Genomic DNA, 25,038 nt, shown 5'->3' with positions numbered 1-25,038 from the left:
GTGTGGGACCCGGCGCGGTACCTGTCCTTCTCCGACCTCCGCTCGCGGCCCTTCCACGACCTGCTGGCCCGGGTGGGCGCCGAGTCGCCCCGGCGGGTGGTCGACCTGGGCTGCGGTCCGGGCAACCTGACGGCGCTGCTGGCGCGGCGCTGGCCGGGGGCCGCGGTGGAGGCGCTGGACTCCTCGCCGGAGATGGTGGCCGCGGCCCGGGGGCGCGGGCTCGACGCGCGCGTGGGGGACGTGGCGGCGTGGCGGCCCGCCCCGGACACCGGCGTCGCGGTGGCGAGCGCGGTGCTGCAGTGGGTGCCCGGCCACGCCGACCTGCTGCGCGGGTGGGTCGCGGAGCTGCCCGCGGGCGCGTGGCTGGCGGTGCAGGTGCCGGGGAACTTCGACGAGCCGTCGCACGCGCTCGCCCGCCGGGTCGCGGCGGCCTCGTGGCCGTCCCTGGCGGGCCTGCTGCCGGAGTCGCCGGTGCTCGACCCGGCGGGGTACGCGGAAGTCCTGGCCGCCGCCGAGGTGGACGCCTGGGAGACGACCTACCTCCAGCGGCTGACGGGGCGCGACGCCGTGCTGGAGTGGATCACCGGCACCGCGCTGCGCCCGGTCCGCGCGGCCCTGGACGAGCCGTCGTGGACCGCGTTCCGGGCCGAGCTGGCGCCCCTGCTGCGCGCGGCCTACCCGGAGCGGGCGGACGGGACCACGTGGTTCCCGTTCCGCCGCGTCTTCGCCGTGGCCCGGGTGCGCTAGTAGGCGTTGGCGGGCGGGACCACCGGGTCGGGCCGGTGCCCGTTGTGCCGGTTCTCGTCGCGCCGGGCGGCGGTGCGCCGGCCGAACCCCGTCTTCTCCCCGACCTTGGCCCGCACGATCCCGGCGGCGCCCTGGACGGCCGGGTGGTCGGCCAGCGCGCGGGCCCCGCGCGCGATCTGCTCGTACCGCTGACGGCCCGCGCGGGCGCCGAGGACGTAGCCGACGGCCGCGCCCAGCAGAATGGCCTTCATGGGGTCTCCTCTCCCATCGTGCCTGGTCACACCTCATCCCGGCGCAACAGGCGGGGGGTGTTCGCGAGCACTGTTCCGGATGCGCTAGAGTTGTCACCTGTCAGGCCGACGAGGCCCGGCAGGACAACCGAACATTCCCCCTTAGCTCAATGGCAGAGCATTCGACTGTTAATCGAAGGGTTACTGGTTCGAATCCAGTAGGGGGAGCTCTCACCGGGTCAGGCCCCGTCCGCAGCGGACGGGGCCTGACCCGTTCCCGTCCTGTTCCGGCCTCGTCGACCCGCCTCGGGCCGGTGGTGGTCCCGGGCCCGCGGGCCCGGGTTGCGCCATCTCATGGAGCAGGGGTACCCAGCACCACCCGAACGTCACACTTCCGGGTGTGTTGTTTGCGGCACGCCGGCACCATGCCCGACCGCTTCGCCACCCGCCGCCTCATCGCCTCGCTGGACCCCGAACGCGACCACCAGCGCATCCTGCGCCTGTCCTCGGGCTACGAGTTCCCCTGGGACTACGTGCGGGCGCTGGAGCTGGCCCTGTTCAAGACCTACTGCGTGCCCTCCATCTCGGGGCTGCTGGCCAGGACCGGCGAGTTCGAGCGGCGGGCGCAGCAGCGGTACGACGACACCGCGCTGCTCATGGCCGAGCTGGTGGACCACGGGTACGACTCGCCGCGCGGCAAGGAGGCGCTGCGCGTGGTGAACCGCCTGCACGGGCGGTACGACATCGCCAACGACGACATGAAGTACGTGCTGTCGACGTTCGTCTACGAGCCGATCGAGTGGCTGGGGCGCTACGGCTGGCGCCCGCTGACCGAGCAGGAGCGGCTGGCGGCGTTCCACTTCTACCGCGCGGTGGGCGCCCGGATGGCGATCCGGGACGTGCCGGCGGACTTCGAGGCGTTCCGGGCGTTCAAGCAGGCGTACGAGGAGGAGCACTTCGTCCACAGCGACACCAACCACCGCATCGGCCGGTGCACGGTCGACCTCTTCTGCTCGTGGTACCCGCTGCCGCGGGCGCTCACCTCGCGGGCCGTCCACTCGCTCCTGGACGACCGGATGCTGCGGGCCTTCGGCTTCCCCGCCCCGCCGCCCCGGCTGGGCGCGGCGGTCCGGGCGGCCCTGCGCCTGCGCGCCCGGGTCGTGCGCCTGCTGCCACCGCGCAGGACGCCCCGCCTGACCAACGACCCGCGCAACCGCACGTACCCCGGCTACCCGACCGGCTACCGGCCGTCGGACCTCGGGGCTCCGTAGCGGGTTGTGAACGGGTTGGTCACGTGCTGCCGGGTTGCCAAGACGCGGGGGCCGCCGATCTGTACTCTCCTGAACCGCACATTCAGGGGGCTGTAGCTCAGCTGGTCAGAGCAGCGGACTCATAATCCGTCAGGTCGTGGGTTCGAGCCCCACCGGCCCCACTGTCGCGGCAGGTCGCAGGCGGCGGCGATCCGAGCGGTCCCGGTCGTCGCCGAGCCCCGTCCCCGCTCCACCCCCCCGGCCGCCCGCGGTGCGGGCGCGGGAAGAAACGGGCCCCGGTCCGGGCGGACCGAGGCCCCGGCAACGTCGATCGAGGCCACCGGCGCCGCGCGCGGGCGTGGTGGTCCCGGTCGGGCACGCGACCATCCATGTGAAGCGAGGCGGGTATGCAGACCGATCCGAACCCGAGCACCTGCGTCGACGCGGAGGTGCTCGCCGCCGGCCTGGTGCTGGAGGGACCGCCGGAGGTCGAGTTCGACCCGGGCATCGCGGGCCGCGTCCCGGCGAAGCCCTCGGCCGGCGGCGCGCTGGTGCGCGACGAGGACGGCCGCATCCTGTTCGTCACGCCGCGGTACAAGCCGGTCCTGGAGATCCCCGGCGGCATGGTGGACCCCAACGAGTCGCCGAAGGCCGCGTGCCGCCGCGAGCTGCGCGAGGAGCTGGGGCCGGGGCTGCGGGTCGGCGCGCTGCTGGTGGTGGACTGGTTGCCCCGCAAGGGGGTGTGGCGCGACAGCCACCAGTTCGTGTTCGACGGCGGGGTGCTCACCGCCGAGCAGGCCGCGGCCCTGCGGACCCACGACGACGAGCTGGAGGGCCTGGTGTTCCTGTCGCTCGACGAGGCCCGGCCGCGCGTCTACCCGTCGCTGCACCGCAGGCTCCGCCTCGCCGTCGAGGCCGCCGCGACCGGCCGGACCGTCTACGCGGAGTTCGGCCACGAGGTGTAGGCGGTCCCCGGCGCCCGGCCGGGGACCGCTCCGCGCCCGGTCACGCCGCCCGGCCGCCCCCCTCCTGCGGCGCGGACGGGATGTCGGCGAACTGCAGGCTGATCCCGTGGTGCCGCAGGTCCTCGGCCAGGCGCAGCAGGTCGACCAGGGAGAAGGTGAACAGCCGGTCCGCGTCCCACCGCCGCCCGGCGGCGGCGAGCACGACCACGCGCGGGCGCTCGGTGACGCGGCGCCGGCCGTCCAGCCGGCGCACCTCGGCGTCGAGCTGGGCGAGCGCCTCGGGCTCCAGGCGCTGCGCCCACGCCGACACCCGCGCCCGCGCGAACAGGCGGCCGGCCGCCGTGGCGCGGCCCAGCCACCCGACGTGCACCACCTCGTCGCCGGGGCCGATCACGTCCGCCAGCCGGAGCCGGGGGTGCATCGGCGTGCGGGCGAAGTCCCGGTCCGGGCACAGGTAGCCGTCCCGGCGGGCCACCCGCCGGCAGTACCGGTGCTCGTCGCCGGGCCCGCCCGCGGGCGTCCAGGGCGGGAACTCCAGGTCGCTGCGGTTCGCCACCAGCTCGGCGGCCCGGGCGCGGACCCGTTCGACGGCGTCCCGCCCGACCCCGTACCAGCGCCCCTGGTGCAGGCAGTAGGCGCGGCCGTCGACCTCGGTCTCGAACGCCACCCACCGGTCCATCGGGATCGGCCGGGTCAGCAGCTGCTCGCGGTGCTCGTCGGCGCACGGCATCAGGCGGCTGACCTTCAACTCGCTGACCCGCGCCGACACCGGGACCGCGGCGAACCGCCCGGTGATCGCCGCGACGTCGAGGTCGGCGCCCAGCCCGACCGGGCCGAGGCCCCCGACGCTGTTGGTGTAGAAGGAGTTCGCCACGTCCGCGGCCCGCGCCGCCGCGGCGGGCGGGCACAGGCCCAGCGGGCCGAACTCGTCGCCGCCGCCGAGCGCGACGGCGAGCCGGCCCTCCAGGCGCGGGACGACCGGGTCGTGGTCGCCGAGGGGGCGCACCCGGGAGAGGAAGCGCAGCGGCGAGTTCTCGTCGTCCTCCTCGACGGCGCGGCAGACGGCCGCCAGGCCGGCGAGGAACGCGCCGGGCGGGCGCCCGGCGCTGGTCGTCGGCGGGTCGTCCGCCCGGACGCGGCACCGCTTGCCGCCGGTGGCCCCGTGGTGGGCCGGGTCCGCCACGTCCGCCTCCCCGGCCGGTCCGGGGCGGGAGCCGGCCGGCGTGCCGCCCGCGGGGGAGGGCGCGTGGCCGGTGCGCGCGGTCGGGGCGGGCGGCGTGCGGCTGATGGCGCGCAGCCGGGCCGGGTCGAGGCGGCGGATCGCGAACAGCGGCCCGGGGCGCTCGTCCGCCGGGGCGCCGTCGAGCAGGTGGCGCCCGCTGCCGAAGGCGGCGGCCAGCACCCGGCCGCCGACCGGCACCAGGACGACGGCGAACGGCGTGGCGCCGCGCGGGTCCGGCTCCCGGCCGGTGGTGCGCTCGGCCCGCGCCGGGCCGTCGGCGGCGCGGACACCGGCGACCAGGTGCGCCTGGACGCCGTTGATCGTGACGGGGCCGTCGTAGGCGGTGGTGACGCCGTCCGCGCGCTTCACGCGATCCTCCGGCGGCAGGTCGTCCAGCAGGCAGTAGAGCGCCACGGGGCCGGAGGGGAGGGGTTGACGGGGCAAGGCGGTGGTCCTTCTCGTGACGGCCGCGACCGGCGCGGCCCGGAGCGCTCCGGGCCGCGCGGCGCGGTGCTGTTGAGGGGTGCTGCCGGGGGACCGCTGCGGACGCGGGCTCACCCGCACGCGCCGGGGCGGGGAGGCGGCGCTCCGCGGCGCGCGGTGCGCCCGGACCGGTGGCGCGGCCCCGACCGGTGGCGCGCCGGGCGCCGGCGGCCGGGCTCACCCGGCCGTGGCGGCGCGAAGCCTGGCGGTGGGTGCGCGGACGGCCTTACACTCAACAATTGTTCCTCCGACAGGTCTTCGGGTTGCGTGACCAGGGAGACGGCGGGTGGGACACGGCACACGCGGTCTCCTGCTCCAACAGGAGGCCGCGTTCGTGTTTCCGGGGTGTGCCGCGACCCCCACGAGAATGGCCGAATCGGCGTGGCGAAGTCGAGCATTTGATCAGTCATGCGCCGAAGGGGCTGCGGTGCGCGCCGAGCGGCCCACCCTATTCGGTCCAACTGATCGTGTGAGCGTGCGCAGTCCTGGTGGCCGCTCGACACCCTGGGATTTCCTACCGATCAGTCCGGCGGGGGAACGGCGCGATAAAGTTCACTCGAAAGTGTGACAATGCGGCGGAAAGCTGTGACCGCTATTCCAGGTAAATGCGAAATTCCACCTCGGGTGGAGGTGGGCGCGGTGCTGTGAACGACCCCGCGGCGCCGCTCGTCGAGGCGCCGCCGCGCAGGGAAGGGACTGTGGCGGGACGGGGCGGCGCGCTGCGCGGAGGAGCCGGGCCGCCCCGGCGCCGGGAGCGGGGTCAGCGGAAGGAGGGCGGCGGGGCGCCCAGGTGGATGCCGCCCCGCACCTCGCCCGCCTGGACGCCGTGGAACGAGCCGTTCACCACGTTCACCACCCGGCCCTCCGGCGGCGCGGTCGGCGCGGGTGGCGCGCTCGGCGCGCTCGGCCGCGGGTGCGGGGTGAAGCCGGGGACGCGGACCCACGCGGTGTGCGCGAACTCCTTGTCCCGCACCGGGAGCGGGCTGAAGTCGGTGCGGCGCACGTGCCGGGTGTAGTCGCCGCCGAAGACCGCCCGCATCGCGCCGTCGGACACGATCAGCGCCGTGTTCGCCCCGTCGCACCGGGCCACCAGCTCCTTGAACGCCGACGCGTCCAGCAGCCGGCCCAGGGCGATCTTCGGCGCGTACAGGCCCGGTTGCGGCCCGACCGGCCCGACCTCGACGGCCGCCCGCAGGCGGACGTCGGGCTTGCGGTGCCGGTTGTGGTCGGCGGCCAGGGCCTCCAGGTGGTGCACCGCGTCGACCACCGCGCCCAGCCCGCCGCTCGGCAGGGTCAGCAGCGCGCCGTCGCCCGTGGGCTCCCACTCCACCACGTCGGCCCGGCCCAGGCCGGCGGTGACGAGCGCGTCGCGGACCATCCCGTCCAGCGCCTCCCGCACGGCGTTGAGGTGGTAGCCCTCGTTGCGCGCCGACCCCACCACGTCGACGCCCAGCAGCGTTCGGTGTTCCGGAACCTCCATGCGGGTGATTTTCCGCCCGGTCCCGGCGGCCGTTCCCCGGAAATCGCGGGTTCAGCGGTCCAGGGAGCGGGCCAGCGCCGACGGGTCGGTGAGCACGAAGCACCGCCGCGAGGTGCGCAGCAGGCCCCGCGCCCGCAGCGCGCCGAGCGCGGTCTCCACGCTCTTCTCCGACGCCGCGACGGCGTCGGCCAGGTCGCGCTGGCTCAACCCGTCCAGCCGCAGCCCGGCGTCGGTCGGGCGGCCCAGCTCGGTCGCCCACTTCAGCAGCACCGACGCCACCCGCGCGGGCACGTCGCGGGTCTGCGCGAGCTGCCGCTCGTCGGCGTCGCGCTGCCGCTTGAGCCCCGTCTGGTCGACCAGGGCGTTCACGTCCTCGCTCTGCGCGCGCAGCCGCAGGAACGCGCTCGCGGCCAGGTGCACGGCGCGGCCGGCGGACAGCGCGACCACGTGCGCGCTGCGCGGCCGGCCGTTGATCACGCCCAGCTCGCCGACCACGTCACCCGGCCCGAGCAGGCTGACCAGCGGCTCCACGCCGAGGCCGGGCAGCAGGGCCTTGAGCAGGCCGCTCTCCACGAGCAGCACCTCGTCGCTGGGGGTGCCGGCGGTGATGAGCCGCTCGCCCTTGCGGAACGGCGCGGACCGCCCGGCGGCGCGGATCTCCGCTCGGCCCCGGTCGGGAGGGTGGTCGGGCATGGCGCTCCATCGTGCCGGTCGTCATCCGCCCACGGGGTCGGATCCTGCCGCGTTCACGCTTCCGGGGAAGAGATTCGCACGTCGGGCCCGATCCGGGAACGGTCGCGGGAGCCCTGCGCGCCCAGCGGTTCCAGCGCCTCGCCGAACGACACGCCCGGCGAGCGCTCCACGCGGTTCGCCGGTCCTCGACCCCGCGATTGCCGGGTGAGCGCCTTCCCCGATCCCCGGTCGGCTCCCGCTGCGGTTCGCCGGAGCGCCTGCCGCGGATCGCCGCCCGCGGGATCGGCACTCCTCCCTTGCCGTCGATCAGGTCGACGGCCGCGTCGGCACCGCTTTCGCTCCCGAGCCGTTCGCGAAGGCCGTGGTCGACACCGCGGTCAGTCGACGCAGGGCAGGCCGTCGGCGGTCGGCGGGGCGGTGGTGGCGGGCCCCGGCGTGGGATCGGGCACGGGGTCGGGTGCGGTGCGGGGCGCGGCCTGCGCCGGCGGGGCGGCCCGGCCCAGCGCCTCCGCCACGGCCGCCCGCATGGCCCCCGCCCCGTCCCGGTCGGGCCCGCCGGTGATCGGCAGGGTGTGGAACCGCACGTCGGTCACCCGGCCGCCGAGGTCGAGCACGTCCCAGCCCCGCGACAGCACGACGTTCCGCTTGGCCACGTCCACCACCGGGCCGAGCGCGGCCACGCCCCGCTCCCGCGCGCGGTGCAGCACCGCCCGGAGGAACGCCTGCTGCCGGCGCGTCCGGTCCAGGTCGCCGTGCGCCAGGCCGTGCCGCTGCCGCACGAACGCGAGCGCCTGGGCGGCGTCGAGCCGCTGCGGCCCGGCGGGGAAGTCGGCGCCGGAGAACTCCCGGTCCGCGGTCGCCCGCCGCAGGCACACCTCGACGCCGCCCAGCGCGTCGGCCAGGTGGTAGAAGCCGGTCAGGCTCAGCTCCGCCAGCGCGTCCACCGGCACGCCGGTGAACTCGCGCACCGTCGCCACCTGCGCCCGCCGCCCGGCCTCGCGGCCGAGCCACTCCAGCTCCGCCGCGTCGTGGCCGCCCTCGGCGACCAGCCGCTCCTCCTCGGCCAGCTTGGCCCGGCCGTAGGCTTCCTTGATCTTCTCCCGCGGCGCGCCGGGCACCCCGTGCAGCACCGCGTGGTTGTCCCTCGGCACGGACAGCGCCGTCGCGGGCGAGCCGTCGGCCGGCACGTGCAGCAGGATGAGCGTGTTCGCGTTGTAGCCGCCCCGGTCCACGTCGCCGGCGTGCAGCCGCTCCAGCACCTCGTCCGCCGGCGCGCCGCCGTCCAGGTCCCGCCGGGTGGTCAGCCCGATCAGCAGCACGGTGAACCCGCCCCCGGTCCGCGGCGCGTCCTCCGGGATGGCGTGCGAGCGCCGCACCCCCTCGTCCAGGTCGCGGTAGGTGGTCCAGGCCACCCCGGACGCGACGAGCACCGCCGCGGCCAGCGCGACCCAGGCCGTCCTGGCCACCACCAGTGAGAATCGACGCAACGAGCACACCCCCCGGTCGCGTAGCCTAGGGCGGTCATGGGCGCAGGGGGTTGCGTGGTCGACCGGATCTCACACCTGCCGAGCCTGGCCGCCCTCGGGGTGTCGGCGGTGCTCACCGCGGCGGGCGCCTGGGTGGAGGGCGGGCGGCCGGGTCCGGTGTTCGGGGTCTTCCTCGTGGTGGGCGCGATCGCCGCCGCGGCGGCGGTGCGGCCGGTGGGGCTGTGGACGGTCGTGCCCGCGCCCCCGGTGCTGTGCGCGTCGGCGGTGGTCGTGGTGGCCGCCGCCGGAGCGGGGTCGTTGCGGGAGTTGGCCGTCACGGCCGCGCCGCTCGTGGTCCGCGGGTTCCCGTCGATGGCGGTCGCGGTCGGGGCCGGTGCGGTCGTCGCGGCGGTGCGCGTGGGGGGAACGTGGTGGCAAAGCAGGTCTTCGTCGACGAGACGGGCAGGCGCCGGGGGCTGATGCGCGTGCTCGGCGTCGCCCTGGCGGCGGGGCTGGTCGGCTTCGCCGGCGTGATCGTCGTCACGGTGTTCGAGCACGCCCTGTGAGGGCGCACTGGATCTCGCTGCTGGTCGGCCTGGTGCTGCTGCTGGGCGCGCTGGCCTTCCACGCCCACGCGACCGCGATCCCGCCCGCGTCGCCGCGCCCGCCCGCGGCGGCGGCCGAACCGGTGGCGCCGGGCGTGGTCGCGCTGGTGTTCCACGGCGGCCCGGACGCCCGCTACACGCCCCGGCTGCTGGACGAGCTGGCGGCCCGGCGGCTGCGGGCGACGTTCTTCGTGATCGGCGCGGCGGTCAACGCCCACCCGGAGCTGGTGCGCCGGATGGTCGCCGAGGGCCACGAGGTCGGCGTCGGCGCGTTCCGCGCGGGGCCGGACGGCGCGGTGGACCCGGCGTTCAGCCGCGCGGCCCTGGCGGCGGCGACCGGCCTGCGCACCGCCCTGGCCGAGCCGGACCCGGGCACCCCGGACGCGGTGGTGCCCGACCCGTCGGCGATCGCCGCCGCCGCCGACGTCCGCCGCGCGGTGCGGCTGCACGTGACCAGCAGCGCGCCCGGCGCGGTGGGCCTGCTCGCGGACCGGTGGCCCGACCACCGGTTCGTGCCGCTGACCGAGGCGACCGGCCGGGCCGGCGCGCACGGGGAGGCCGGGTTCGGCCCGCGGATCACCGGCCACGCCCTGGCGTTCGCGCAGTGGCGCGGCGGGGCGATCGCGGTGCTGCTGGGCGTGCTCAGCGGTGTGGTGGCGGTGCTCGCCCTGCTCCGGACGGTGCTGCAACTCGGCTTGGCGCACACGTCCCGACGACTGCGCCGGGAGGCGCCGCCGCCGCCCGCCCACGCGCCCGCGGTGTCGGTGGTGGTGCCCGCGTTCAACGAGGCGGCGAACATCGTCGCCACCGTGCGGTCGATCACGGCGTCGGAGCACCCCGCGGAGGTGGAGGTGGTCGTCGTGGACGACGGCTCCACCGACGGCACCGGCGACCTGGTGGCGGCGCTGGGGCTGCCGGGCGTGCGCGTGCACCGGCAGGGGAACGCCGGCAAGCCCGCCGCCCTGAACGCCGGGATCGCGTTGGCGCGCCACGACGTGCTGGTGCTGGTCGACGGCGACACGGTGTTCGGCGCCGACACGGTGTCGGCCGTGGTGCGCCCGCTCGGCGAGGACGGCGTCGGCGCGGTGTCGGGCAACGTGAAGGTGGCCAACCGGCGCGGGCTGTTCGGGCGGTGGCAGCACCTGGAGTACTGCGCCGGGTCCAACCTGGACCGGCAGATCCTCAACGCCCTGGGCTGCCTGCCGACGATCCCCGGCGCGATCGGCGCGTTCCGGCGCTCGGCGCTGGACGAGGTGGGCGGCATCAGCGCGGACACCCTCGCCGAGGACACCGACGTGACCATGGCCATCACCCGTGCCGGGTGGCGGGTCGTCTACGAGCCGGGCGCACGGGCGTGGACCGAGGTGCCGACCGGCGTCCGGGGGCTGTACAAGCAGCGCTGCCGGTGGTCCTACGGGACGTTCCAGTCGATGTGGAAGCACCGCGCGGCCCGCGGCCGGATGGGGCGGCTGGGCCTGGTCTACCTGCTGCTGTTCCACACCGCGCTGCCGCTGCTGGCGCCCGCGCTGGACGTGTTCGTGCTGTACGGGGCGTTCATCGCGGACGCGCCGTGGGCGTTGGCGGTCTGGGGGGCGTTCCTGCTGGTGCAGACGTTGAGCGCCGGGTACGCCCTCAGGCTCGACGGCGAGTCGCTCAAGCCGCTCTGGACGTTCCCGCTCCAGCAGGTGGCCTACCGCCAGCTCACCTACCTGGTGGTGCTGAGGTCGCTGGTCACCGCCCTGCACGGCACCCCGGTGCGCTGGCACACGGTCACCCGCACCGGTTCCGCCGAGGTAGCCACCGGGTAGGACCGCCGGTAGCATCGGCGGTATGAAAATCAGTGTGAGCCTGCCCGAGGAAGACGTAGAGTTCGTCGATCACTACCTTCGGCAACACCACAGCGCGTCGCGGTCGTCGGTGATCCACCAGGCGATCACCCTGCTGAGGGAAGCCGGTCTGGAGAACGCCTACGCCGGTGCGTGGGACGAGTGGGAAGCCGAGGGCGCAGGCGAGATGTGGGACGTGACAACGCCAGACGGTGTCGTCGATGCGCCGCGGTGACATCTACTGGGTGGACCTGGACCCCGCGCTGGGCGCGGAGGCCAACAAGACCCGACCCGCCGTGGTCGTGAGCAACGACGCGGCCAACCGAGCCGCCGGACGGGGCGGCCGAGGCGTCGTGACCGTCGTCCCGATCACCTCCAACACCACCCGCGTGTACCCGTTCCAGGTCCTGCTGCCCGCCAAGGACTGCGGGCTGGGCTCGGACTCCAAGGCCCAGGCGGAGCAGGTGCGCACGGTGGCGGCAGCCCGCCTGCGCTCCCGGATCGGCGCCCTCCCGCCCGCCGTGCTGAAGCAGCTGGACGAGGCACTCCGCCTGCACCTCTCCCTCTAGGCCCCCGGCCTCACACCACTTCCAGCCCGTGGCTTTTAGCTTTAGGGTTTTCGGCACGCCCCGTGCAGTCCGGTGCTCTCGTGTTCTCCCCGTATGGCCTGCCCGGAGGGCTACCATGCTTTCTTGGGGGGTGCAAGCACGCTTTTCGCTTGCACCCCCCAAGAAAGCATGGTCGTCTTTGACAGGTCATGCGGGGGGAACACGACCGCTCTTGCTCTTCCTTCTCCTTGGCGGCCTGCCTGTCCGGCGAGGACTCTTTTAAGCTCTTCAGCTTAGATCGGTACAGCACCAAATCTCACCCGGATCGGTGCGGGACCCAAGTATGAAGAGCGGCCGGGAGGCCCCCAAGGAGGAGGGAAGTGCGTCGTGTTCTCCCCGTACGGCCTGCCGGAGGCAATCATCTTTGTCGGGGGGTGTCAAGCGGTGAAGCGTGCTTGACACCCCCCGACAAAGATGATTGGGCTGCGCCCAGGCCGTACGGGGAGAACACGAGGCACGAGGCTGCGCTGAAGCGCCGCCGCGCGGAGCGCGGCTTGAGGTGAGAGCTGAAGCGCCGCCGCGTGGGGCGCGGCTCCTGGGGGCCCGGATGCCATCGGGCCCGGAGGTCGCCGGGACCGGCGCGGTCCCGGCGGCCTTCGGGCCGAGCCCTACTCCACGACCCGGATGGCCCCGGAAGGGCACAGGTGCGCCGCTTCCCGGGCCTGCTCCTCGTGCCCGGCCGCGGTCGGGTCGAGCAGCACCACGGTGCCGTCCGCCTCGTCCTGGTCGAACACCGCGGGGTCGGTCAGGGCGCACATGCCGGACCCCACGCAGCGGCCCGGGTCGACCTCGATCCTCATGAGAACTCCACTGGCAGGCTGTGCACCCCGTAGATACCCGCGTCCGAGCGCAACGGCACCTCGGACGCGGGCACCGCGAGCCGGAGGTCCGGGAACTCCCGGAACAGCGCGCTGAACCCGATCCGCATCTCGATGCGCGCCAGCTGCTGGCCGAGGCACTGGTGCACCCCGTGGCCGAAGGCGACGTGCCCGCCCGCCGGCCGGCGGACGTCCAGCTCGTCCGGCCGCTCGTACCGGTCCGGGTCGCGGTTGGCGGCCGGGGTGGAGATCAGGACCATCTCGCCGGCCCTGATCTGCGCCCCGCCCAGCTCCAGGTCCTCCAGCGCGACCCGGGACGGGCCGATCTGGATGATCGACAGGTACCGCATCAGCTCCTCGACGGCGTTGTCGATCAGCGACGGGTCCTCCTTCAGCGCCGCCAGCTGCTCCGGGTGCTCCAGCAGCGCCAGCGTGCCGATGCCGAGCATGTTGGCCGTCGTCTCATGACCGGCGATCAGCAGGAGGAGGCCCATGTTGGCGACCTCCTCGTCGGTCAGCTCACCGGTCTGGATCAGGCCGGTCAGCATGTCGTCGCCCGGGTCCTCGTGCTTGCGCCGCACGAGGTCCGCGACGAACGCCTCGATCCGCTGGAACGCCTCCATGATGACCTTGAAGTCGTTCGAGAGCGTGAACGCCGTCCTGGTGTCGCTCTGGAACGAGTCCCGCTCCCCGTAGGGGACGCCCAGCAGCTCGCAGATCACCATCGACGGCACGGGCAGCGCGAACTCCGCCACCAGGTCGACGCCCGGGCCGGCCGCCCGGACCGCGGCCAGGTGCTCCGCGACGATCTGCTCGATGCGCGGCACCAGCAGGTTCATCCGCCGCACGGTGAACTGGCCGGTGAGCAGCTTGCGGTACTTCGCGTGCTCCTTGCCGTCCATGGAGATGAACATGCCCGGCTTGGCGGGTTCCGGCGCCGGGGGCACCTGGCCGCCGACGCGCACCGGCGAGTGCTGGAGCTCCGCGCGGTTGCTGAAGCGGTTGTCGGCGAGCATCGCGCGGGCCAGCGAGTGGCTGGTGATCAGCCACCCCAGGTGCCCGTCGGGGAACCGCAGCCTGCTGATCGGCTCGGTCTCGCGGAGCCTCCCCAGTTCCGAGGGCGGGTCGAACGCCGAGCCACGGGTCGTGGGCAGTTCGGGGTGCAGTGTTCCGGTCATCTCGCACACCTCCCAGTGCGTTAAGGGACCTGCTTTGCAAGCTACAGAAGTTTCACGAACCCGTGAAGTAAATAAACCGTAAGGGAATCTCCGTAGTACGACTCGTAGCAGGTGTGCTACAAAACGCCCGACAACTTCGACAGGGGGAGGTGGGTGTCCTGGTCATCGAGGTGCGCGATCTGCACATGCGCTACGGCGCCGCGGACGTGCTGCACGGGGTGGACTTCACGGCGGAGCGGGGTGAGGTGGTCGCCCTGCTCGGCCCCAACGGCGCGGGCAAGACGACCACCATCGAGATCCTGGAGGGCTTCCGGGTCCCGTCCGGCGGCCACGTGCGGGTGCTCGGCGTCGACCCGGCCAAGGGCGACGAGGTGTGGCGGGCCAAGCTCGGCGTGGTGCTGCAGTCCTGGCGCGACCACGCGCGCTGGAGGGTGCGGGAACTGCTGGACCACCTCGGCCGCTACTACACGCCCTACAGCACGCCCGACCGCGTGCGGCCGTTCGACACCGACGAGCTGATCCGGACCGTCGGGCTGGAGGAGCACGCGCACAAGAAGACCGGCAAGCTCTCCGGCGGCCAGCGCCGCCGGCTGGACGTGGCCATCGGCATCGTCGGCAAGCCCGAGCTGCTGTTCCTGGACGAGCCGACGGCGGGCTTCGACCCGCACGCCCGGCGCGAGTTCCACGACCTGGTGCACCGGCTGTCCGACCTGGAGGGCATGACCATCCTGCTCACCACGCACGACCTGGCCGAGGCGGAGAAGCTGGCCGACCGCATCCTGGTGCTCGCCGGCGGCCGGATCATCGCCGACGGCAGCCCCGACCAGCTCGGCAGGCAGGTCGCCGGGCAGGCCGAGGTGCGCTGGACGGAGCGCGGCCGGCGGCACGTGCACGCCACCGACGACGCCACCGGCTTCGTGCGGGGGCTGTTCGCCCAGCACGGGTCGGGCATCTCCGACTTGGAGGTGCGGCGCAGCACGCTGGAGGACACCTACCTGGCGCTGGTGCAGCGCCACGAGAGCGGCCGGGCGGACGAGGAGGAGGTGGCCGCGCTGTGAACGCGACCGCGTACGGGGCGCGGCTGGGCCTGGAGCGCGGCTGGCGCGAGTTCCGGCACTGCCTGGGCAGCTCGGACCAGTGGTACAACGTCTTCATCGGCGTCGCCTACTTCACCGTGCTGCTGTTCCAGCGCGATTCCGCGGTGGACGGGACGACCCTGACGCTGGCCGCGCTGACCCTGCCGAGCGTGGTGGGCATGTCGGTCGCGTTCGGCGGGCTGGTCGGCCCGGCCGGCCAGCTCTCGACCAACCGCGAGGACGGCACGCTGCTGCGGGCCAAGGCCGTCCCCAACGGCATGACCGGCTACCTGGTCGGCCGGGTCGTGCAGACCTCGCTGGACGTCCTGTTCAGCCTGGTGATCGTCATGGTCCCCGGCCTGCTGATCGTCGACGGGCTGTTCCGGACCGGGGTGGGCGGTGTGCTGCTGCTGGTCGCCGTCCTGGTGGTCGGGTTGCTCGCGACCCTGCCGTGGGGCGCGGTGATGGGGTCGGTGGCCAGGAGCCCGCAGGGCGCGATGGGCCTGACGATGCTGCCGATGATGGGCGTCGTGGCGATCTCCGGCATCTTCTACCCGATCTCGGCCCTGCCGGGCTGGCTGCAGGGCGTCGCGCAGGTGTTCCCGGTGTACTGGACGGGCCTGGGCGCGCGGGCCGCGCTGCTGCCCGACTCCGCGGCGGCGGCCGAGATCGGCGGGACGTGGCGGGTGCCGGAGACGTTCGGCGTGCTGGGGGTGTGGGCGGTGGTCGGCTTCCTGGTCGCGCCTACCATCCTGCGTCGGATGGCCCGGCGCGAGTCGGGCTCCGACATGGAGCAGCGCCGGCAGGCGGCGCTGACGAGAGGCGTCGGGTGAGCGAGACAGTCTTCAACCGGATCGCGATGCTGCGCGCGGAGCGGGGGGTGTCGCGCCGCCTGCTGTCCGAGGCGCTGGGCATCCACTACCAGACCGTGGGCTACCTGGAACGCGGCGAGTACAGCCCGAGCCTGTACCTGGCGCTGCGCATCGCGCAGTACTTCGAGGTGCCGGTGGAGGTCGTGTTCTCGACCGACCCGTTCCCCCGGCTGGGCAGCGACGAGCGGTCCGCCTGAAGCGGGGGCGGCGCCCGTGCGGCGCCGCCCCCTCCCGCGTCACCGCAGGGCGCGTTCGACCACGTCCGCCGCCGCGGCGGCGCCGCCGGCGGAGCGGACCTCGGCGCGGGCCGCGGCGAGGCGGGCGGCGACCTCCGGGTCGTCGGCCAGCTCCCGCGCGGCGGCGCGCAGGGCCTCGGGCGTGACCTGCTCGCGCGGCAGGTGCCGGCCGTAGCCGAGTTCGGCCACGCGCGCGGCGTTCACGACCTGCTCGCCGATGGTCGGCACGCCGATCATCGGGACGCCGTGGTACAGGGCCTCCATGGTGCCGCCCATGCCGCAGTGCGTGACGAACACCTTGGCGTGCGACAGGATCTCCAGCTGGGGCACCCGGCGGTGCAGCTCCACGCCGGCCGGGACGTCGCCCAGCTCCGCCGGGTCGACGTGCGCGCCGATGTTGACCACCACGTGCCACTCCGAACCGCCGAACGCCGCCAGGCACGCGCGGTAGAACGCCGGGTCGTCGGTGTAGGCCGAGCCCAGCGACACCAGCAGCACCGGCCGCCCGTCGGCGGGCGGCTGCCAGGAGCCCTGGAACGAGCGGTCGCCGAGGCACGGGCCCACGAACGCGTACTTGTCGGCCACCACGTCGCCGCGCTGGAACGACCGCGTGATGCTCACGATCGCCCGGTCCGGGTGGCCGACGTACTCCAGCACCGGCATCGTGACGCCCTGCGCGCGCAGCCACGCCCCGATGTCGGCGTGCACGGCCTTCATCTCCGGTGTGTCGTTGATCGGGCCCATGTCCTCCTCCCAGCCCTCGTAGGCCACGAAGGTGGGGGAGAACTGGATCGCCGGCACACCCCAGCGGGCGGCCAGGACGCGCCCGGTCCACGCGCCGATGTCGTGGACGACCGCGTCCGGGCGGTCGTCGGCGCAGGCGGCTGCCAGCAGCGGCAGCACGGCGACGGCCTCGGCCAGGAACAGCCGCATGGCGGGCGCCGCCTCGGTGGGCCACTCCCGGTCGTCGGCGGGCAGCGTGGTCGGGTGGCCGAGGGCGGTCGCGCCGGCGTGCTCCACCGCGGCGGTGAAGCCCTCCGGCACGGCGTAGGTGACCCGGTGGCCGCGCGCGACCAGCTCCGCCACGACGGGCAGGGTCGGGTTGACGTGGCCGTGGCCGGGGATGTTGAGGAAAGCGATGTGCGACAAGGGTTTCTCCGGTGATTCCTGGGTCGGCTCAGGGGCCCCGTCGCGCGCGGTGCGCGCGGGGGCGGGCGGCTGAGCCGGAATCAGAGGTAGAAGACCTTGAAGGCGAACACGGGGCAACGGTAGCGCGGGCGTCGACTCATTTCCCGAGCGCGGCCCGCAGCGCGGTCCGCACGGCGTCGGCCAGGTCCGCCCGGCTCTCCGGGGTGCCGGGCTCGGGCGCGTGCACGGCGCCCGCGCCGACCAGGCGGTCGAACAGCAGGCCGTCCAGGAACGCGACCAGCGCCCGGCCCCGCCGCTCCGCGTCCGGCACGCCCGCCCGCTCCAGCAGCCCGCGGGCCTGGGCGCGGGCCCCGGCGCCGTGGGCGAGGACCCCGCGCAGCTCCGGGTGGCGGGTGGCCTCCAGCAGGCACGCGTAGCGGGCCAGGGTGCGCTCGCGGCCGGTGGTCAGCCACAGGTCCAGGACGCCGGCGATGGCCTCGGCGAGCGCGTCGGGGTCCGGCGGTCCGGGCAGGTCGGCCCGGGCGGCCTCGGCCCGGTCCAGCTCGGCCAGCCGCTGCACCAGACCCTCGACCAGCGCCTTGCGGGTGCGGAAGTAGGCCGACGTGGAGCCCTGCGGCAGGCCGGCCTCGGCGTCGACGGCGCGGTGGGTCAGGCCGCGCATCCCGCGGGTGGCGACCACGTGGATGGCCGCGTCGGCGATGGAGGTCACGCGGTCGGTCACGGGCAACTCCCTTCTACACCTGTAGAGTACGAGTCCTCTACAGGTGTAGAAGGGGTGGGGCTCGTGCGCGCAGCGGTGGTCGGTGGAGGTCTGGGCGGGCTCGCGGCGGCGGTGGCGCTGCGCGCGGTGGGGTGGGAGGTCGTCGTGCTGGAGCGGGCGGCCGGGTTCGGCGAGGTCGGCGCGGGCATCGGCGTGCTGCCCAACGCGCTGCGGGCGCTGGGCGCGCTGGGGCTGGCGGACGAGGTCCGGGCGATCGGGACGCCCCGCGTCGCGGGCGGCGTCCTGGACCCGAGGGGGCGGGCGCTGGCGCGCGTGGACGCCGCGGGGCTGGAGCACGTCGTGGCGGTGCACCGGGCCGACCTGCACCGCGTGCTGCGCTCGGCGCTGCCCGAGCGCTGCCTGGTCACCTCGACCGAGGTCCGCTCGGCCGCGGACGTGGACGCCGACCTGGTGGTGGCGGCCGACGGCATCCGCAGCCGGCTGCGGGCCGAACTGTTCCCCGGTTACCCCGGGCCGGTGTACACGGGGACCACGGCGTGGCGCAGCGTCACCGAGGCGCGGTTCCCCCGCGACCTGGCGATCACCCAGACCCTCGGGCCGGGGACGGAGTTCGGCGTGCTGCCGCTGGGCGACGGCCGGGTCTGCTGGTACGCCGCGACGACCGCGCCCGAGGGCGGCGGCTCCGCCGACGAGGTGGGCCTGGTGCGCGAGCTGGTGGGGGACTGGCACGACCCCGTGCCCGCCGTGCTGGCCGCGACCCCGCCCGGGACCGTGCTGCGGCACGACATCCACGAGCTGGTCGCCCCGCTGCCCCCCTGCGCGCGCGGCCGGGTGGCGCTGCTCGGCGACGCGGCCCACGCCATGACGCCCTACCTGGGGCAGGGCGCGGGCATGGCGCTGGAGGACGCGGTGGTGCTCGCCGCCGCGTGCGCCCGGCACGACACCGTGCCGCAAGCGCTTGCCGACTACGACCGCGCGCGTCGGCCGCGCACCCGGTCGGTCGCCCGCGCCTCGCGGCTCGCGGGGCGGGTCGGCCAGCGGCTGCGCAACCCGGTCGCGGTCGCGCTGCGGGACGCGGCGATGCGCGCCGTGCCGCCCGCGGTGGGCCTGCGGGCCATGGCGAGGTTCACGGCGTGGGAGCCGCCGGTCCTGGCGCCCGCCCGAGGGGACCAACCGCTGTGATGTGCGTCACCGATCACTGCCCGAGGTCGACCGGGTAACGAAACAACATCACTCGTTTCCGCAGGACTGCTCACCCATCGGCGGATCAAGCACTCACCGTGCGCCACCGGTCGCCGGACGTGGCGGCCGTCCGGGGGCCGGCGTGGCGGTGCACCACCCGCCGAAGTCCAACTACGGTGTCCCGCCATGGCACCCGTCCCCTCGTGTCCGGCTGCGGCCATCCCCCTGACCCCCTCGCTCGACCTCGCCGAAGCCACCGAGTTCATCCGCCTGCACCGCTTCGAGCACCCCGAGGAAGGTCCCGCCGAGCACCGCCTGGCCGAGGTGCACGCCGAGGTCGCCGCCACCGGCACCTACCGCCACACGCCGGCCGAGCTGGTCTTCGGCGCCCGGGTCGCGTGGCGCAACAGCGCGCGCTGCATCGGCCGCCTGTACTGGCGCAGCCTCAAGGTCCGCGACCTGCGGGACCTGCGCGACCCGAAGGCGGTCGCCGACGAGTGCGTCGAGCACCTCCGGCTGGCGACCAACGGCGGCCGGGTCCGCCCGGTGATCACCGTCTTCGCCCCCGACGAGCCGGGCAGGCCCGGCCCGCGCATCCGCAACGAGCAGCTGGTCCGCTACGCCGGCTACCGCGGCCGGGACGGCGGGGTGCTCGGCGACCGCCGCAACGCCGAGCTGACCGAGCGGGTCATCGCGCACGGCTGGCGCCCGCCGGTCGCGCGCGGGCCGTTCGACGTGCTGCCGCTGCTGGTCGAGGGCGAGGACGCGGAGCCCGCGCTGGTGGAGCTGCCGGGCGACGCCGTGCTGGAGGTGCCGATGAGCCACCCCGAGTACCAGTGGCTGGCCGGCCTGGGCCTGAAGTGGCACGCCGTGCCCGCCATCAGCGACATGCGGCTGCGCATCGGCGGCGTGGACTACCCGGCTGCGCCGTTCAACGGCTGGTACATGGGCACCGAGATCGGGGCCCGCAACTTCGCCGACACCGACCGCTACGACCTGCTGCCCTACCTGGGCAGGCGGATGGGCCTGGACACCTCCGACGTGCGGACGCTGTGGCGCGACCGCGTGCTGGTCGAGCTGAACCGGGCGGTGCTGCACTCGTTCGCGCGGGCCGGCGTCACGATCACCGACCACCACACCGAGTCCGAGCGGTTCCTCGCGCACCTGGCGCGGGAGGAGGCGGCGGGCCGGTCGTGCCCGGCGGACTGGACCTGGATCGTGCCGCCGATGTCCGGCGGGATCACCGGGGTGTTCCACCGCTACTACGACAAGGGCGAGCTGGTGCCCAACTTCTTCCCCCGCGGCACCACGGGGGTCTGCCCGGTCATCAACTGAGCGTCACCGGCCACCGCGCAGTACGTCCGTACGGTCAACATCGGGCCCGCGCTGTGGTGTGGATCACCTTTGATCCACTACCGTGACTCCCCGTGAGAGTGGGCATACCCGCGGAGTCGCGGCCCGCCGAACGCCGCGTGGCCGGTCTCCCGGAGACGGTGGGGTCCCTGGTCGGCGCCGGTCTCGGGGTGGCCGTGCAGGCCGGGGCGGGCGCCCACGCCCACGCCTCGGACGCCGCCTACCGCGCGGCGGGCGCCGAGGTCGTCCCCGACCACCCCGCCGGCCGGACCGAGGTCGTGGCCTCCGTGCAGCCGCTGGACCCGGACCGGGCCCGGCTGCTGCGGGAGGGCGACATCACGGTCAGCTTCCTCCAACCGGCGGGCGAGCTCGACCTCGTCCGGGTCCTGGTGGAGCGCGGCGTCACCGCGTTCAGCCTCGACCTGCTGCCCCGCGTGACGCGGGCGCAGGGCGCCGACGCGCTGTCCTCCCAGGCCCTGGTCGCCGGCTACCGGGCCGTCCTCGTCGCGGCGGAGCGCCTGCCGCGCTTCCTGCCGATGTTCACCACGGCCGCCGGCACCGTGCCGCCCGCCAAGGTGCTCGTGCTCGGCGCGGGCGTGGCGGGCCTGCAGGCCATCGCCACCGCTCGTCGGCTCGGCGCGGTGGTGGAGGCCCACGACGTGCGCGGGGCCGCCGCCGAGGAGGTGCGCAGCCTGGGCGCGAAGTTCCTGGAGCTGGACCTGGAGGCGCAGGACGGCGTCTACGCGGCCGAGCTGCCGGAGGCCCGCTTGGAGCGCCAGCGCGAGCTGATCGCCGAGCGGGTGGCCGCCAGCGACGTCGTCATCACCACCGCCGCCGTGCCCGGGCGCAGGGCGCCCGTGCTGGTCACCACCGACATGCTCAAGGCCATGGCGCCCGGTTCCGTGGTGGTGGACCTGGCCGCCGAGTCGGGCGGCAACGTGGTCGGGTCCGCGCCCGGCGAGGACGTGCGGGTCGGCGAGGTCCTGGTGCACGGCGCGCGCAACCTGCCCAGCGCCCTGCCGGTGCACGCCAGCCGGCTGTACGCCCGCAACGTCGCCAACCTGCTCGGGCTGATGACCGCCGAGGGGCGGGTGGCGCCGGACCTGACCGACGAGGTGCTGTCCGGGGCCTGCCTCACCCACGCCGGCGAGGTCCGGCACGCGCCCACCAGGGAGCTGCTGTGATCGAGCTGCTGACGATCTTCGTGCTGGCCGTGTTCGTCGGCTTCGAGGTGGTCTCGAAGGTCTCGACGATCCTGCACACCCCGCTGATGTCGGGCGCCAACGCGATCCACGGCGTGATCCTGGTCGGCGCGATCCTGATCACCGGCCGGGCCGACGGCGGCGCGGTGCTCGCCCTGGGCCTGGCGGCGGTGTTCCTGGCCACCGTGAACGTGGTGGGCGGCTTCGTGGTCACCGACCGGATGCTGGAGATGTTCAAGGGGCACAAGCGATGACCTGGGTCCAGCTCGCCTACCTGGCCGCCGCGCTGTGCTTCGTCCTGGCGCTCAAGGGCCTGAGCACGCCGCGCCACGCCCGCGCGGGCAACCTGGTCGGCGCGGCGGGCATGGCGCTGGCCGTGGTCACCGCGTTCACCACCGTCGACCGCAACGGGCTGCTGATCCTGACCGCGGTGGCGGCGGGCGCGGTCGTGGGCGTCCCGGCGGCGCGGCAGGTCAGGATGACCGCCATCCCGCAGATGGTCGCGCTGTTCAACGGCGTGGGCGGCGCGGCGGCGGCGCTGGTGGCGCTGGCGGAGTTCCTGGTGGGGCACGACACCGGCCCGCTGTTCGCCGTCGCGGCCGTGCTGACCGTCCTCATCGGGGCGGTCAGCACGGCCGGCAGCGCGGTGACGTTCCTGAAGCTCCAGGAGGTCATGACCACCCGCCCGGTGCTGCTGCCGGCGGGCCGGGTGCTCGGCATCGCGGTCGCGGCGGCGAGCGCGCTGCTCGCGGTGGCCGCGCTGACCACCGGTTCCCCCCTGCTGCTGGTGCTGCTGGCCCTGGCCGGGCTCGTGCTGGGCGTGCTGTTCGTGCTGCCGGTGGGCGGCGCGGACGTGCCGATCGCGATCTCGCTGCTCAACGCCTTCACCGGCCTGGCGGTGGCCGCCTCCGGCTACGTGCTGGGCAACACGCTGCTGATCGTCGCGGGCACCCTGGTCGGCGCGTCGGGCACCATCCTGACCCGGCTGATGGCCCAGGCGATGGGCCGCTCCCTGGCCAACATCCTGTTCGGCGCGTTCCGGGCCGAGCAGCCGGGCGCGGTGGCCGGCGAGCAGCGCACCGTCCGCTCGGGCACGGTCGAGGACGTGGCGATCCTGCTCGGCTACGCGCACTCCGTGCTGGTGGTGCCGGGCTACGGGCTGGCCGTGGCGCAGGCGCAGCACGCGGCGCGGGAGCTGGCGCAGCTGCTGGAGTCGCGCGGCATCGCGGTGGACTACGGCATCCACCCGGTCGCGGGCCGGATGCCGGGGCACATGAACGTGCTGCTGGCCGAGGCGGACGTGCCGTACGAGCACCTGAAGGAGCTGGACGACGTCAACCCCGGCATGGGCAGCGTGGACGTGGTCCTGGTGGTCGGGGCGAACGACGTGGTCAACCCCGGCGCGCGCGACGAGCCGTCGAGCCCGATCTACGGGATGCCGATCTTCGACGTGGACCGGGCGAAGGCCGTGGTGTTCATGAAGCGCTCGATGCGGCCCGGTTTCGCGGGCGTGGACAACAGCCTGCTCTACCACCCGAAGACGACCCTGCTGTTCGGCGACGCCAAGGACTCCCTGACCAGGCTGCTGGCCGCCGTCAAGCAGGTCTGAGCCCGTCGGCGGGGACCGGGCGGGTCACAGCTCGTAGCCGGGCGAGGCGGGGCCCGCGAACGGCCCGAAGGCGCCGTCGACCCCGACGCCGCGCCACCAGTCGGCCAGCTCGGGCGTGGGGACGTCCGGCACGTAGACGGCCACGCCGGACTCCCGGATCGCCCGCACCATCTGGCCGATCGCCCGGTGCGGCAGCGATTCGCGCTGCTCGGCCAGCCGGCGCACCACCGACGGCGCGAGCAGCAGCGCGTCGACCGACAGCTCGCCCAGCAGGGACAGCTCGGCCTGGCCGCCGTTGAAGCGGGCCAGCCCGACGGCGATCCCGTTGTCCCGCAGCACCTGCGCGTTGTCGACGCCCTCCGCGAGCATCGACCGGGTGTCCAGGAACAGGCGCAGGGCCGAACCCGGCAAGCCGGTCCCGTCCAGCGTGCGCTTCACCGTGCCGACCAGGTCCTCGTCGCGGGACTGCATGGGGGACAGCTCCACGTGCAGCGTCCCCGCCGACCACCCCGCCGCCGCCTCGGCCGCCTCCCGCAGCGCCCACTGGCCCAGCGCCGGCGACAGGCCGTTGGCCTCGGCGAGGTCCACGCACTCGTCGTGCCCCACCTCGTCCCACCGCAGCCGCGCCACCCGGCCGCTCGCGCCGCCGGAGGCCACGTCCACCACCGGCAGGTACTCGACCTCGATCTCGCCCTCGGCCAGCGCGCCCGGCATCCGCGCCGCGCGGGCCAGCCGCAGCCGCGACCGGGCGTCCTCGTGGCGGTCGTAGGGCAGCCACTGCCGCTTGCCGTTCGCCTTGGCCCGGTGCAGGGTGGCGTTGGCCGCGCGCAGCAGCTCGTCCACGCCCCAGTCCGCCGACGGCCGGTCCACCACGCCGATGCTCGCCGACAGCGCGGCGCCGCACTCCAGCGGCCGGTCCAGCGCGGCGTTGATCCGCTCCACCATCTCCGGCACCCGCGGCGTCGAGGGCGAGTGCTCCACCACGATCGCGAACTCGTCGCCGCCGATCCGCGCCACGAGCGCTTCCTCCTGCGCCACGACGGCTTTCAGGCGCTGCGCGACCGCGCGCAGCAGCTGGTCGCCCATCGCGTGGCCCAGGCCGTTGTTCACCACCGAGAACGCGTCCAGGTCCAGGTGGTAGAGGGTGATCCCGTGCCGCGCGGCCCCGTGCATGGCCTCCAGCCGGGTGATGAAGTGCTGCCGGTTGGACAGCCCGGTCAGCGAGTCGTGCAGGAGCTGGAAGTCCAGGTTCTTCTGCAGCAGGTGCAGCTCGGTGACGTCCTCGACCATCGTCACGTGGTAGGCCGGGTCGCCGTCCGCGTCCCGCACCAGCGACACCGCCAGCAGCACCCAGACAGGCTCGCCGTCGGCGCGCACCAGCCTGCGCTGCTCGCGGAACCGGTCGACCCGGCCCGCGCCGGTGGCCCGGTACTCGGCCGACAGCGCCTCCGCGTCCGCCGGGTGGAACAGCTCGATCAGCCGCCGCCCGGCCAGCTCGTCGTGCGGGACGCCGAGCATCTCGCCCAGGGCCGCGTTCGCCTCCACGCACACGCCGTCCAGCGCGGTGATGGCGATGCCGAACCCCGACGTGGTGAACACGCCGCGGAAGCGCGCCTCGCTGACCCGCAGCACCCGCTCCGCCCGCTGCTTGGCCGACAGCAGCGCGCACTTGACCTCCTCCTGCTGCTCGAACACGTCCTGGCGCACGGCCTCGGCGAAGCCCGCGCTGACGCTGCCCAGGATCGCGACGACCTTCTCCGCCAACCGGGGCACGTCCCGCAGCTCCGGCGTGAACAGCAGCGCGCGGCCCAGCACGTCGACCGTGCGCCGCAGCGTCGAGCGACCGCTGAAGTGGGCGCGCACCAGCCGCTCGCCGACCGCGGCCACCGGTTCGGCGGTGAACGGCTCGGCCTGCACCGCGTCGGCGATCACGTCCACCAGTTCGAGCAGGAACTGCTCGATCTCCGCCGGCGACAGGGGGACGTAGGTCGTCGGGTACACCGCCCGCACCCACTCCCGCGCGATCTCCCGCCGGCGGGGCGATCTAGCGGGCTGCGACATGTGCCC

At 74.8% G+C, this 25,038-nt stretch carries 26 protein-coding genes and 2 tRNA genes; 18 read left to right on the top strand and 10 right to left on the bottom strand.

The window, feature by feature from the left end; translation table 11 throughout:
• Positions 1-747 (top strand): trans-aconitate 2-methyltransferase, encoded by a 747-nt coding sequence (locus JOE68_RS08575; protein ID WP_204845991.1) that lies wholly within the window; start codon positions 1-3, stop codon positions 745-747.
• On the opposite strand, the gene JOE68_RS08570 is transcribed toward JOE68_RS08575, so the two are convergent.
• Positions 744-998 (bottom strand): hypothetical protein, encoded by a 255-nt coding sequence (locus JOE68_RS08570; protein ID WP_204841792.1) that lies wholly within the window; start codon positions 996-998, stop codon positions 744-746. The two genes, JOE68_RS08575 and JOE68_RS08570, sit on opposite strands and share 4 nt — an antisense overlap.
• A gap of 135 nt (positions 999-1,133) precedes the next feature.
• On the opposite strand from JOE68_RS08570, the gene JOE68_RS08565 reads away from it, so the two are divergent.
• The 4 genes from JOE68_RS08565 (at position 1,134) to JOE68_RS08550 (ending at position 3,192) form a co-directional block, all read left to right on the top strand.
• Positions 1,134-1,205: transfer RNA gene (locus JOE68_RS08565), tRNA-Asn, on the top strand.
• A gap of 197 nt (positions 1,206-1,402) precedes the next feature.
• Positions 1,403-2,248, top strand: coding sequence for an oxygenase MpaB family protein (locus tag JOE68_RS08560; protein ID WP_204841791.1), 846 nt, complete (start codon positions 1,403-1,405; stop codon positions 2,246-2,248).
• An 86-nt stretch (positions 2,249-2,334) separates the two neighbouring features.
• Positions 2,335-2,409, top strand: a tRNA-Ile gene (locus tag JOE68_RS08555).
• Positions 2,410-2,634: 225 nt separating this feature from the next.
• Positions 2,635-3,192: an NUDIX domain-containing protein gene (locus JOE68_RS08550; RefSeq protein WP_204841790.1), complete on the top strand. Its 558-nt coding sequence runs from the start codon at positions 2,635-2,637 to the stop codon at positions 3,190-3,192.
• A 40-nt stretch (positions 3,193-3,232) separates the two neighbouring features.
• Here JOE68_RS08550 and JOE68_RS08545 read toward each other — a convergent pair whose 3' ends face one another.
• The 4 genes from JOE68_RS08545 to JOE68_RS08530 form a co-directional block, all read right to left on the bottom strand.
• Positions 3,233-4,828: a TIGR04141 family sporadically distributed protein gene (locus JOE68_RS08545; protein WP_204841789.1), complete on the bottom strand. Its 1,596-nt coding sequence runs from the start codon at positions 4,826-4,828 to the stop codon at positions 3,233-3,235.
• Between the two features lie 829 nt (positions 4,829-5,657).
• Positions 5,658-6,377, bottom strand: coding sequence for a hypothetical protein (locus JOE68_RS08540; RefSeq protein WP_204841788.1), 720 nt, complete (start codon positions 6,375-6,377; stop codon positions 5,658-5,660).
• A gap of 51 nt (positions 6,378-6,428) precedes the next feature.
• Positions 6,429-7,070 (bottom strand): Crp/Fnr family transcriptional regulator, encoded by a 642-nt coding sequence (locus JOE68_RS08535; RefSeq protein WP_204841787.1) that lies wholly within the window; start codon positions 7,068-7,070, stop codon positions 6,429-6,431.
• Positions 7,071-7,447: 377 nt separating this feature from the next.
• Positions 7,448-8,566, bottom strand: coding sequence for an LCP family protein (locus JOE68_RS08530; RefSeq protein ID WP_307819582.1), 1,119 nt, complete (start codon positions 8,564-8,566; stop codon positions 7,448-7,450).
• A gap of 27 nt (positions 8,567-8,593) precedes the next feature.
• Here JOE68_RS08530 and JOE68_RS08525 point away from each other — a divergent pair, with 27 nt between their 5' ends.
• From JOE68_RS08525 to JOE68_RS08510, 5 genes are read left to right on the top strand one after another with little or no spacing between them, the layout of a single operon-like run.
• Positions 8,594-9,016 carry a DUF6542 domain-containing protein gene (locus tag JOE68_RS08525; RefSeq protein WP_204841785.1) on the top strand — a complete coding sequence of 141 codons (423 nt, stop codon included), beginning with the start codon at positions 8,594-8,596 and terminating at the stop codon, positions 9,014-9,016.
• Positions 8,968-9,102, top strand: a complete 135-nt coding sequence (locus JOE68_RS31750; RefSeq protein ID WP_275584710.1) for a hypothetical protein — start codon at positions 8,968-8,970, stop codon at positions 9,100-9,102. Before JOE68_RS08525 ends, JOE68_RS31750 begins: the two co-directional genes overlap by 49 nt.
• Positions 9,099-10,949, top strand: a complete 1,851-nt coding sequence (locus tag JOE68_RS08520) for a bifunctional polysaccharide deacetylase/glycosyltransferase family 2 protein (RefSeq protein ID WP_204841784.1) — start codon at positions 9,099-9,101, stop codon at positions 10,947-10,949. The genes JOE68_RS31750 and JOE68_RS08520 overlap by 4 nt, the downstream gene beginning before the upstream one ends.
• A 22-nt stretch (positions 10,950-10,971) precedes the next feature.
• Positions 10,972-11,202 (top strand): ribbon-helix-helix domain-containing protein, encoded by a 231-nt coding sequence (locus JOE68_RS08515; RefSeq protein WP_204841783.1) that lies wholly within the window; start codon positions 10,972-10,974, stop codon positions 11,200-11,202.
• Positions 11,189-11,536 carry a type II toxin-antitoxin system PemK/MazF family toxin gene (locus JOE68_RS08510; RefSeq protein ID WP_204841782.1) on the top strand — a complete coding sequence of 116 codons (348 nt, stop codon included), beginning with the start codon at positions 11,189-11,191 and terminating at the stop codon, positions 11,534-11,536. The genes JOE68_RS08515 and JOE68_RS08510 overlap by 14 nt, the downstream gene beginning before the upstream one ends.
• Before the next feature lie 647 nt (positions 11,537-12,183).
• Here the strand turns inward: JOE68_RS08510 and JOE68_RS08505 are convergent.
• Together JOE68_RS08505 and JOE68_RS08500 are read right to left on the bottom strand one after the other, a co-directional pair.
• Complete coding sequence (locus JOE68_RS08505; RefSeq protein ID WP_204841781.1) at positions 12,184-12,375, bottom strand: ferredoxin; 192 nt, start codon at positions 12,373-12,375, stop codon at positions 12,184-12,186.
• Entirely contained in the window at positions 12,372-13,571 is a 1,200-nt protein-coding gene (locus JOE68_RS08500) for a cytochrome P450 (protein ID WP_204841780.1), read from the bottom strand. The genes JOE68_RS08505 and JOE68_RS08500 overlap by 4 nt, the downstream gene beginning before the upstream one ends.
• Before the next feature lie 185 nt (positions 13,572-13,756).
• Here JOE68_RS08500 and JOE68_RS08495 point away from each other — a divergent pair, with 185 nt between their 5' ends.
• The 3 genes from JOE68_RS08495 to JOE68_RS08485 are packed head-to-tail and all read left to right on the top strand — an operon-like array spanning position 13,757 to position 15,716.
• Positions 13,757-14,629 carry an ABC transporter ATP-binding protein gene (locus JOE68_RS08495; RefSeq protein WP_204845990.1) on the top strand — a complete coding sequence of 291 codons (873 nt, stop codon included), beginning with the start codon at positions 13,757-13,759 and terminating at the stop codon, positions 14,627-14,629.
• Entirely contained in the window at positions 14,626-15,480 is an 855-nt protein-coding gene (locus JOE68_RS08490; protein WP_204841779.1) for an ABC transporter permease, read from the top strand. Before JOE68_RS08495 ends, JOE68_RS08490 begins: the two co-directional genes overlap by 4 nt.
• Positions 15,477-15,716: a helix-turn-helix transcriptional regulator gene (locus JOE68_RS08485; RefSeq protein ID WP_204841778.1), complete on the top strand. Its 240-nt coding sequence runs from the start codon at positions 15,477-15,479 to the stop codon at positions 15,714-15,716. The genes JOE68_RS08490 and JOE68_RS08485 overlap by 4 nt, the downstream gene beginning before the upstream one ends.
• 39 nt (positions 15,717-15,755) lie before the next feature.
• Here JOE68_RS08485 and JOE68_RS08480 read toward each other — a convergent pair whose 3' ends face one another.
• Both JOE68_RS08480 and JOE68_RS08475 read right to left on the bottom strand, forming a co-directional pair.
• Positions 15,756-16,904 (bottom strand): macrolide family glycosyltransferase, encoded by a 1,149-nt coding sequence (locus tag JOE68_RS08480; protein WP_204841777.1) that lies wholly within the window; start codon positions 16,902-16,904, stop codon positions 15,756-15,758.
• A 136-nt stretch (positions 16,905-17,040) separates the two neighbouring features.
• Positions 17,041-17,625 carry a TetR/AcrR family transcriptional regulator gene (locus JOE68_RS08475; RefSeq protein ID WP_204841776.1) on the bottom strand — a complete coding sequence of 195 codons (585 nt, stop codon included), beginning with the start codon at positions 17,623-17,625 and terminating at the stop codon, positions 17,041-17,043.
• A gap of 63 nt (positions 17,626-17,688) precedes the next feature.
• Here JOE68_RS08475 and JOE68_RS08470 point away from each other — a divergent pair, with 63 nt between their 5' ends.
• From JOE68_RS08470 to JOE68_RS08450, 5 genes are all read left to right on the top strand, one after another.
• Positions 17,689-18,807 carry an FAD-dependent monooxygenase gene (locus tag JOE68_RS08470; protein ID WP_307819581.1) on the top strand — a complete coding sequence of 373 codons (1,119 nt, stop codon included), beginning with the start codon at positions 17,689-17,691 and terminating at the stop codon, positions 18,805-18,807.
• 186 nt (positions 18,808-18,993) lie between these two features.
• Positions 18,994-20,142, top strand: a complete 1,149-nt coding sequence (locus JOE68_RS08465) for a nitric oxide synthase oxygenase (protein ID WP_204841775.1) — start codon at positions 18,994-18,996, stop codon at positions 20,140-20,142.
• Positions 20,143-20,234: 92 nt separating this feature from the next.
• Complete coding sequence (locus JOE68_RS08460) at positions 20,235-21,344, top strand: NAD(P) transhydrogenase subunit alpha (protein ID WP_204841774.1); 1,110 nt, start codon at positions 20,235-20,237, stop codon at positions 21,342-21,344.
• On the top strand, positions 21,341-21,616 hold the full coding sequence (locus tag JOE68_RS08455; RefSeq protein ID WP_307819579.1) for an NAD(P) transhydrogenase subunit alpha part 2: 276 nt from the start codon (positions 21,341-21,343) through the stop codon (positions 21,614-21,616). The genes JOE68_RS08460 and JOE68_RS08455 overlap by 4 nt, the downstream gene beginning before the upstream one ends.
• A complete protein-coding gene (locus JOE68_RS08450) occupies positions 21,613-22,971 on the top strand; it encodes an NAD(P)(+) transhydrogenase (Re/Si-specific) subunit beta (protein WP_204841773.1) in 1,359 nt (452 codons plus the stop codon). Before JOE68_RS08455 ends, JOE68_RS08450 begins: the two co-directional genes overlap by 4 nt.
• A 24-nt stretch (positions 22,972-22,995) precedes the next feature.
• On the opposite strand, the gene JOE68_RS08445 is transcribed toward JOE68_RS08450, so the two are convergent.
• Entirely contained in the window at positions 22,996-25,032 is a 2,037-nt protein-coding gene (locus JOE68_RS08445) for a bifunctional diguanylate cyclase/phosphodiesterase (protein WP_204841772.1), read from the bottom strand.
• Between the last annotated feature and the right edge of the window lie 6 nt (positions 25,033-25,038).

It is taken from the genome of Saccharothrix algeriensis, assembly GCF_016907655.1.
GTDB classification, from domain to species: Bacteria; Actinomycetota; Actinomycetes; order Mycobacteriales; family Pseudonocardiaceae; genus Actinosynnema; species Actinosynnema algeriense.
This window is presented reverse-complemented; position numbering and strand designations above follow the sequence as displayed.

Excerpts from the sequence above, each read along its gene's own strand:
- JOE68_RS08570 (WP_204841792.1), bottom strand. The coding sequence starts at position 998 with ATGAAGGCCATTCTGCTGGGCGCGGCCGTCGGCTACGTCCTCGGCGCC.
- JOE68_RS08560 (WP_204841791.1), top strand. The coding sequence starts at position 1,403 with ATGCCCGACCGCTTCGCCACCCGCCGCCTCATCGCCTCGCTGGACCCC.
- JOE68_RS08550 (WP_204841790.1), top strand. The coding sequence starts at position 2,635 with ATGCAGACCGATCCGAACCCGAGCACCTGCGTCGACGCGGAGGTGCTC.
- JOE68_RS08540 (WP_204841788.1), bottom strand. The coding sequence starts at position 6,377 with ATGGAGGTTCCGGAACACCGAACGCTGCTGGGCGTCGACGTGGTGGGG.
- JOE68_RS08535 (WP_204841787.1), bottom strand. The coding sequence starts at position 7,070 with ATGCCCGACCACCCTCCCGACCGGGGCCGAGCGGAGATCCGCGCCGCC.
- JOE68_RS08525 (WP_204841785.1), top strand. The coding sequence starts at position 8,594 with ATGGGCGCAGGGGGTTGCGTGGTCGACCGGATCTCACACCTGCCGAGC.
- JOE68_RS08515 (WP_204841783.1), top strand. The coding sequence starts at position 10,972 with ATGAAAATCAGTGTGAGCCTGCCCGAGGAAGACGTAGAGTTCGTCGAT.
- JOE68_RS08510 (WP_204841782.1), top strand. The coding sequence starts at position 11,189 with ATGCGCCGCGGTGACATCTACTGGGTGGACCTGGACCCCGCGCTGGGC.
- JOE68_RS08505 (WP_204841781.1), bottom strand. The coding sequence starts at position 12,375 with ATGAGGATCGAGGTCGACCCGGGCCGCTGCGTGGGGTCCGGCATGTGC.
- JOE68_RS08500 (WP_204841780.1), bottom strand. The coding sequence starts at position 13,571 with ATGACCGGAACACTGCACCCCGAACTGCCCACGACCCGTGGCTCGGCG.
- JOE68_RS08495 (WP_204845990.1), top strand. The coding sequence starts at position 13,757 with ATGCGCTACGGCGCCGCGGACGTGCTGCACGGGGTGGACTTCACGGCG.
- JOE68_RS08465 (WP_204841775.1), top strand. The coding sequence starts at position 18,994 with ATGGCACCCGTCCCCTCGTGTCCGGCTGCGGCCATCCCCCTGACCCCC.
- JOE68_RS08450 (WP_204841773.1), top strand. The coding sequence starts at position 21,613 with ATGACCTGGGTCCAGCTCGCCTACCTGGCCGCCGCGCTGTGCTTCGTC.
- JOE68_RS08445 (WP_204841772.1), bottom strand. The coding sequence starts at position 25,032 with ATGTCGCAGCCCGCTAGATCGCCCCGCCGGCGGGAGATCGCGCGGGAG.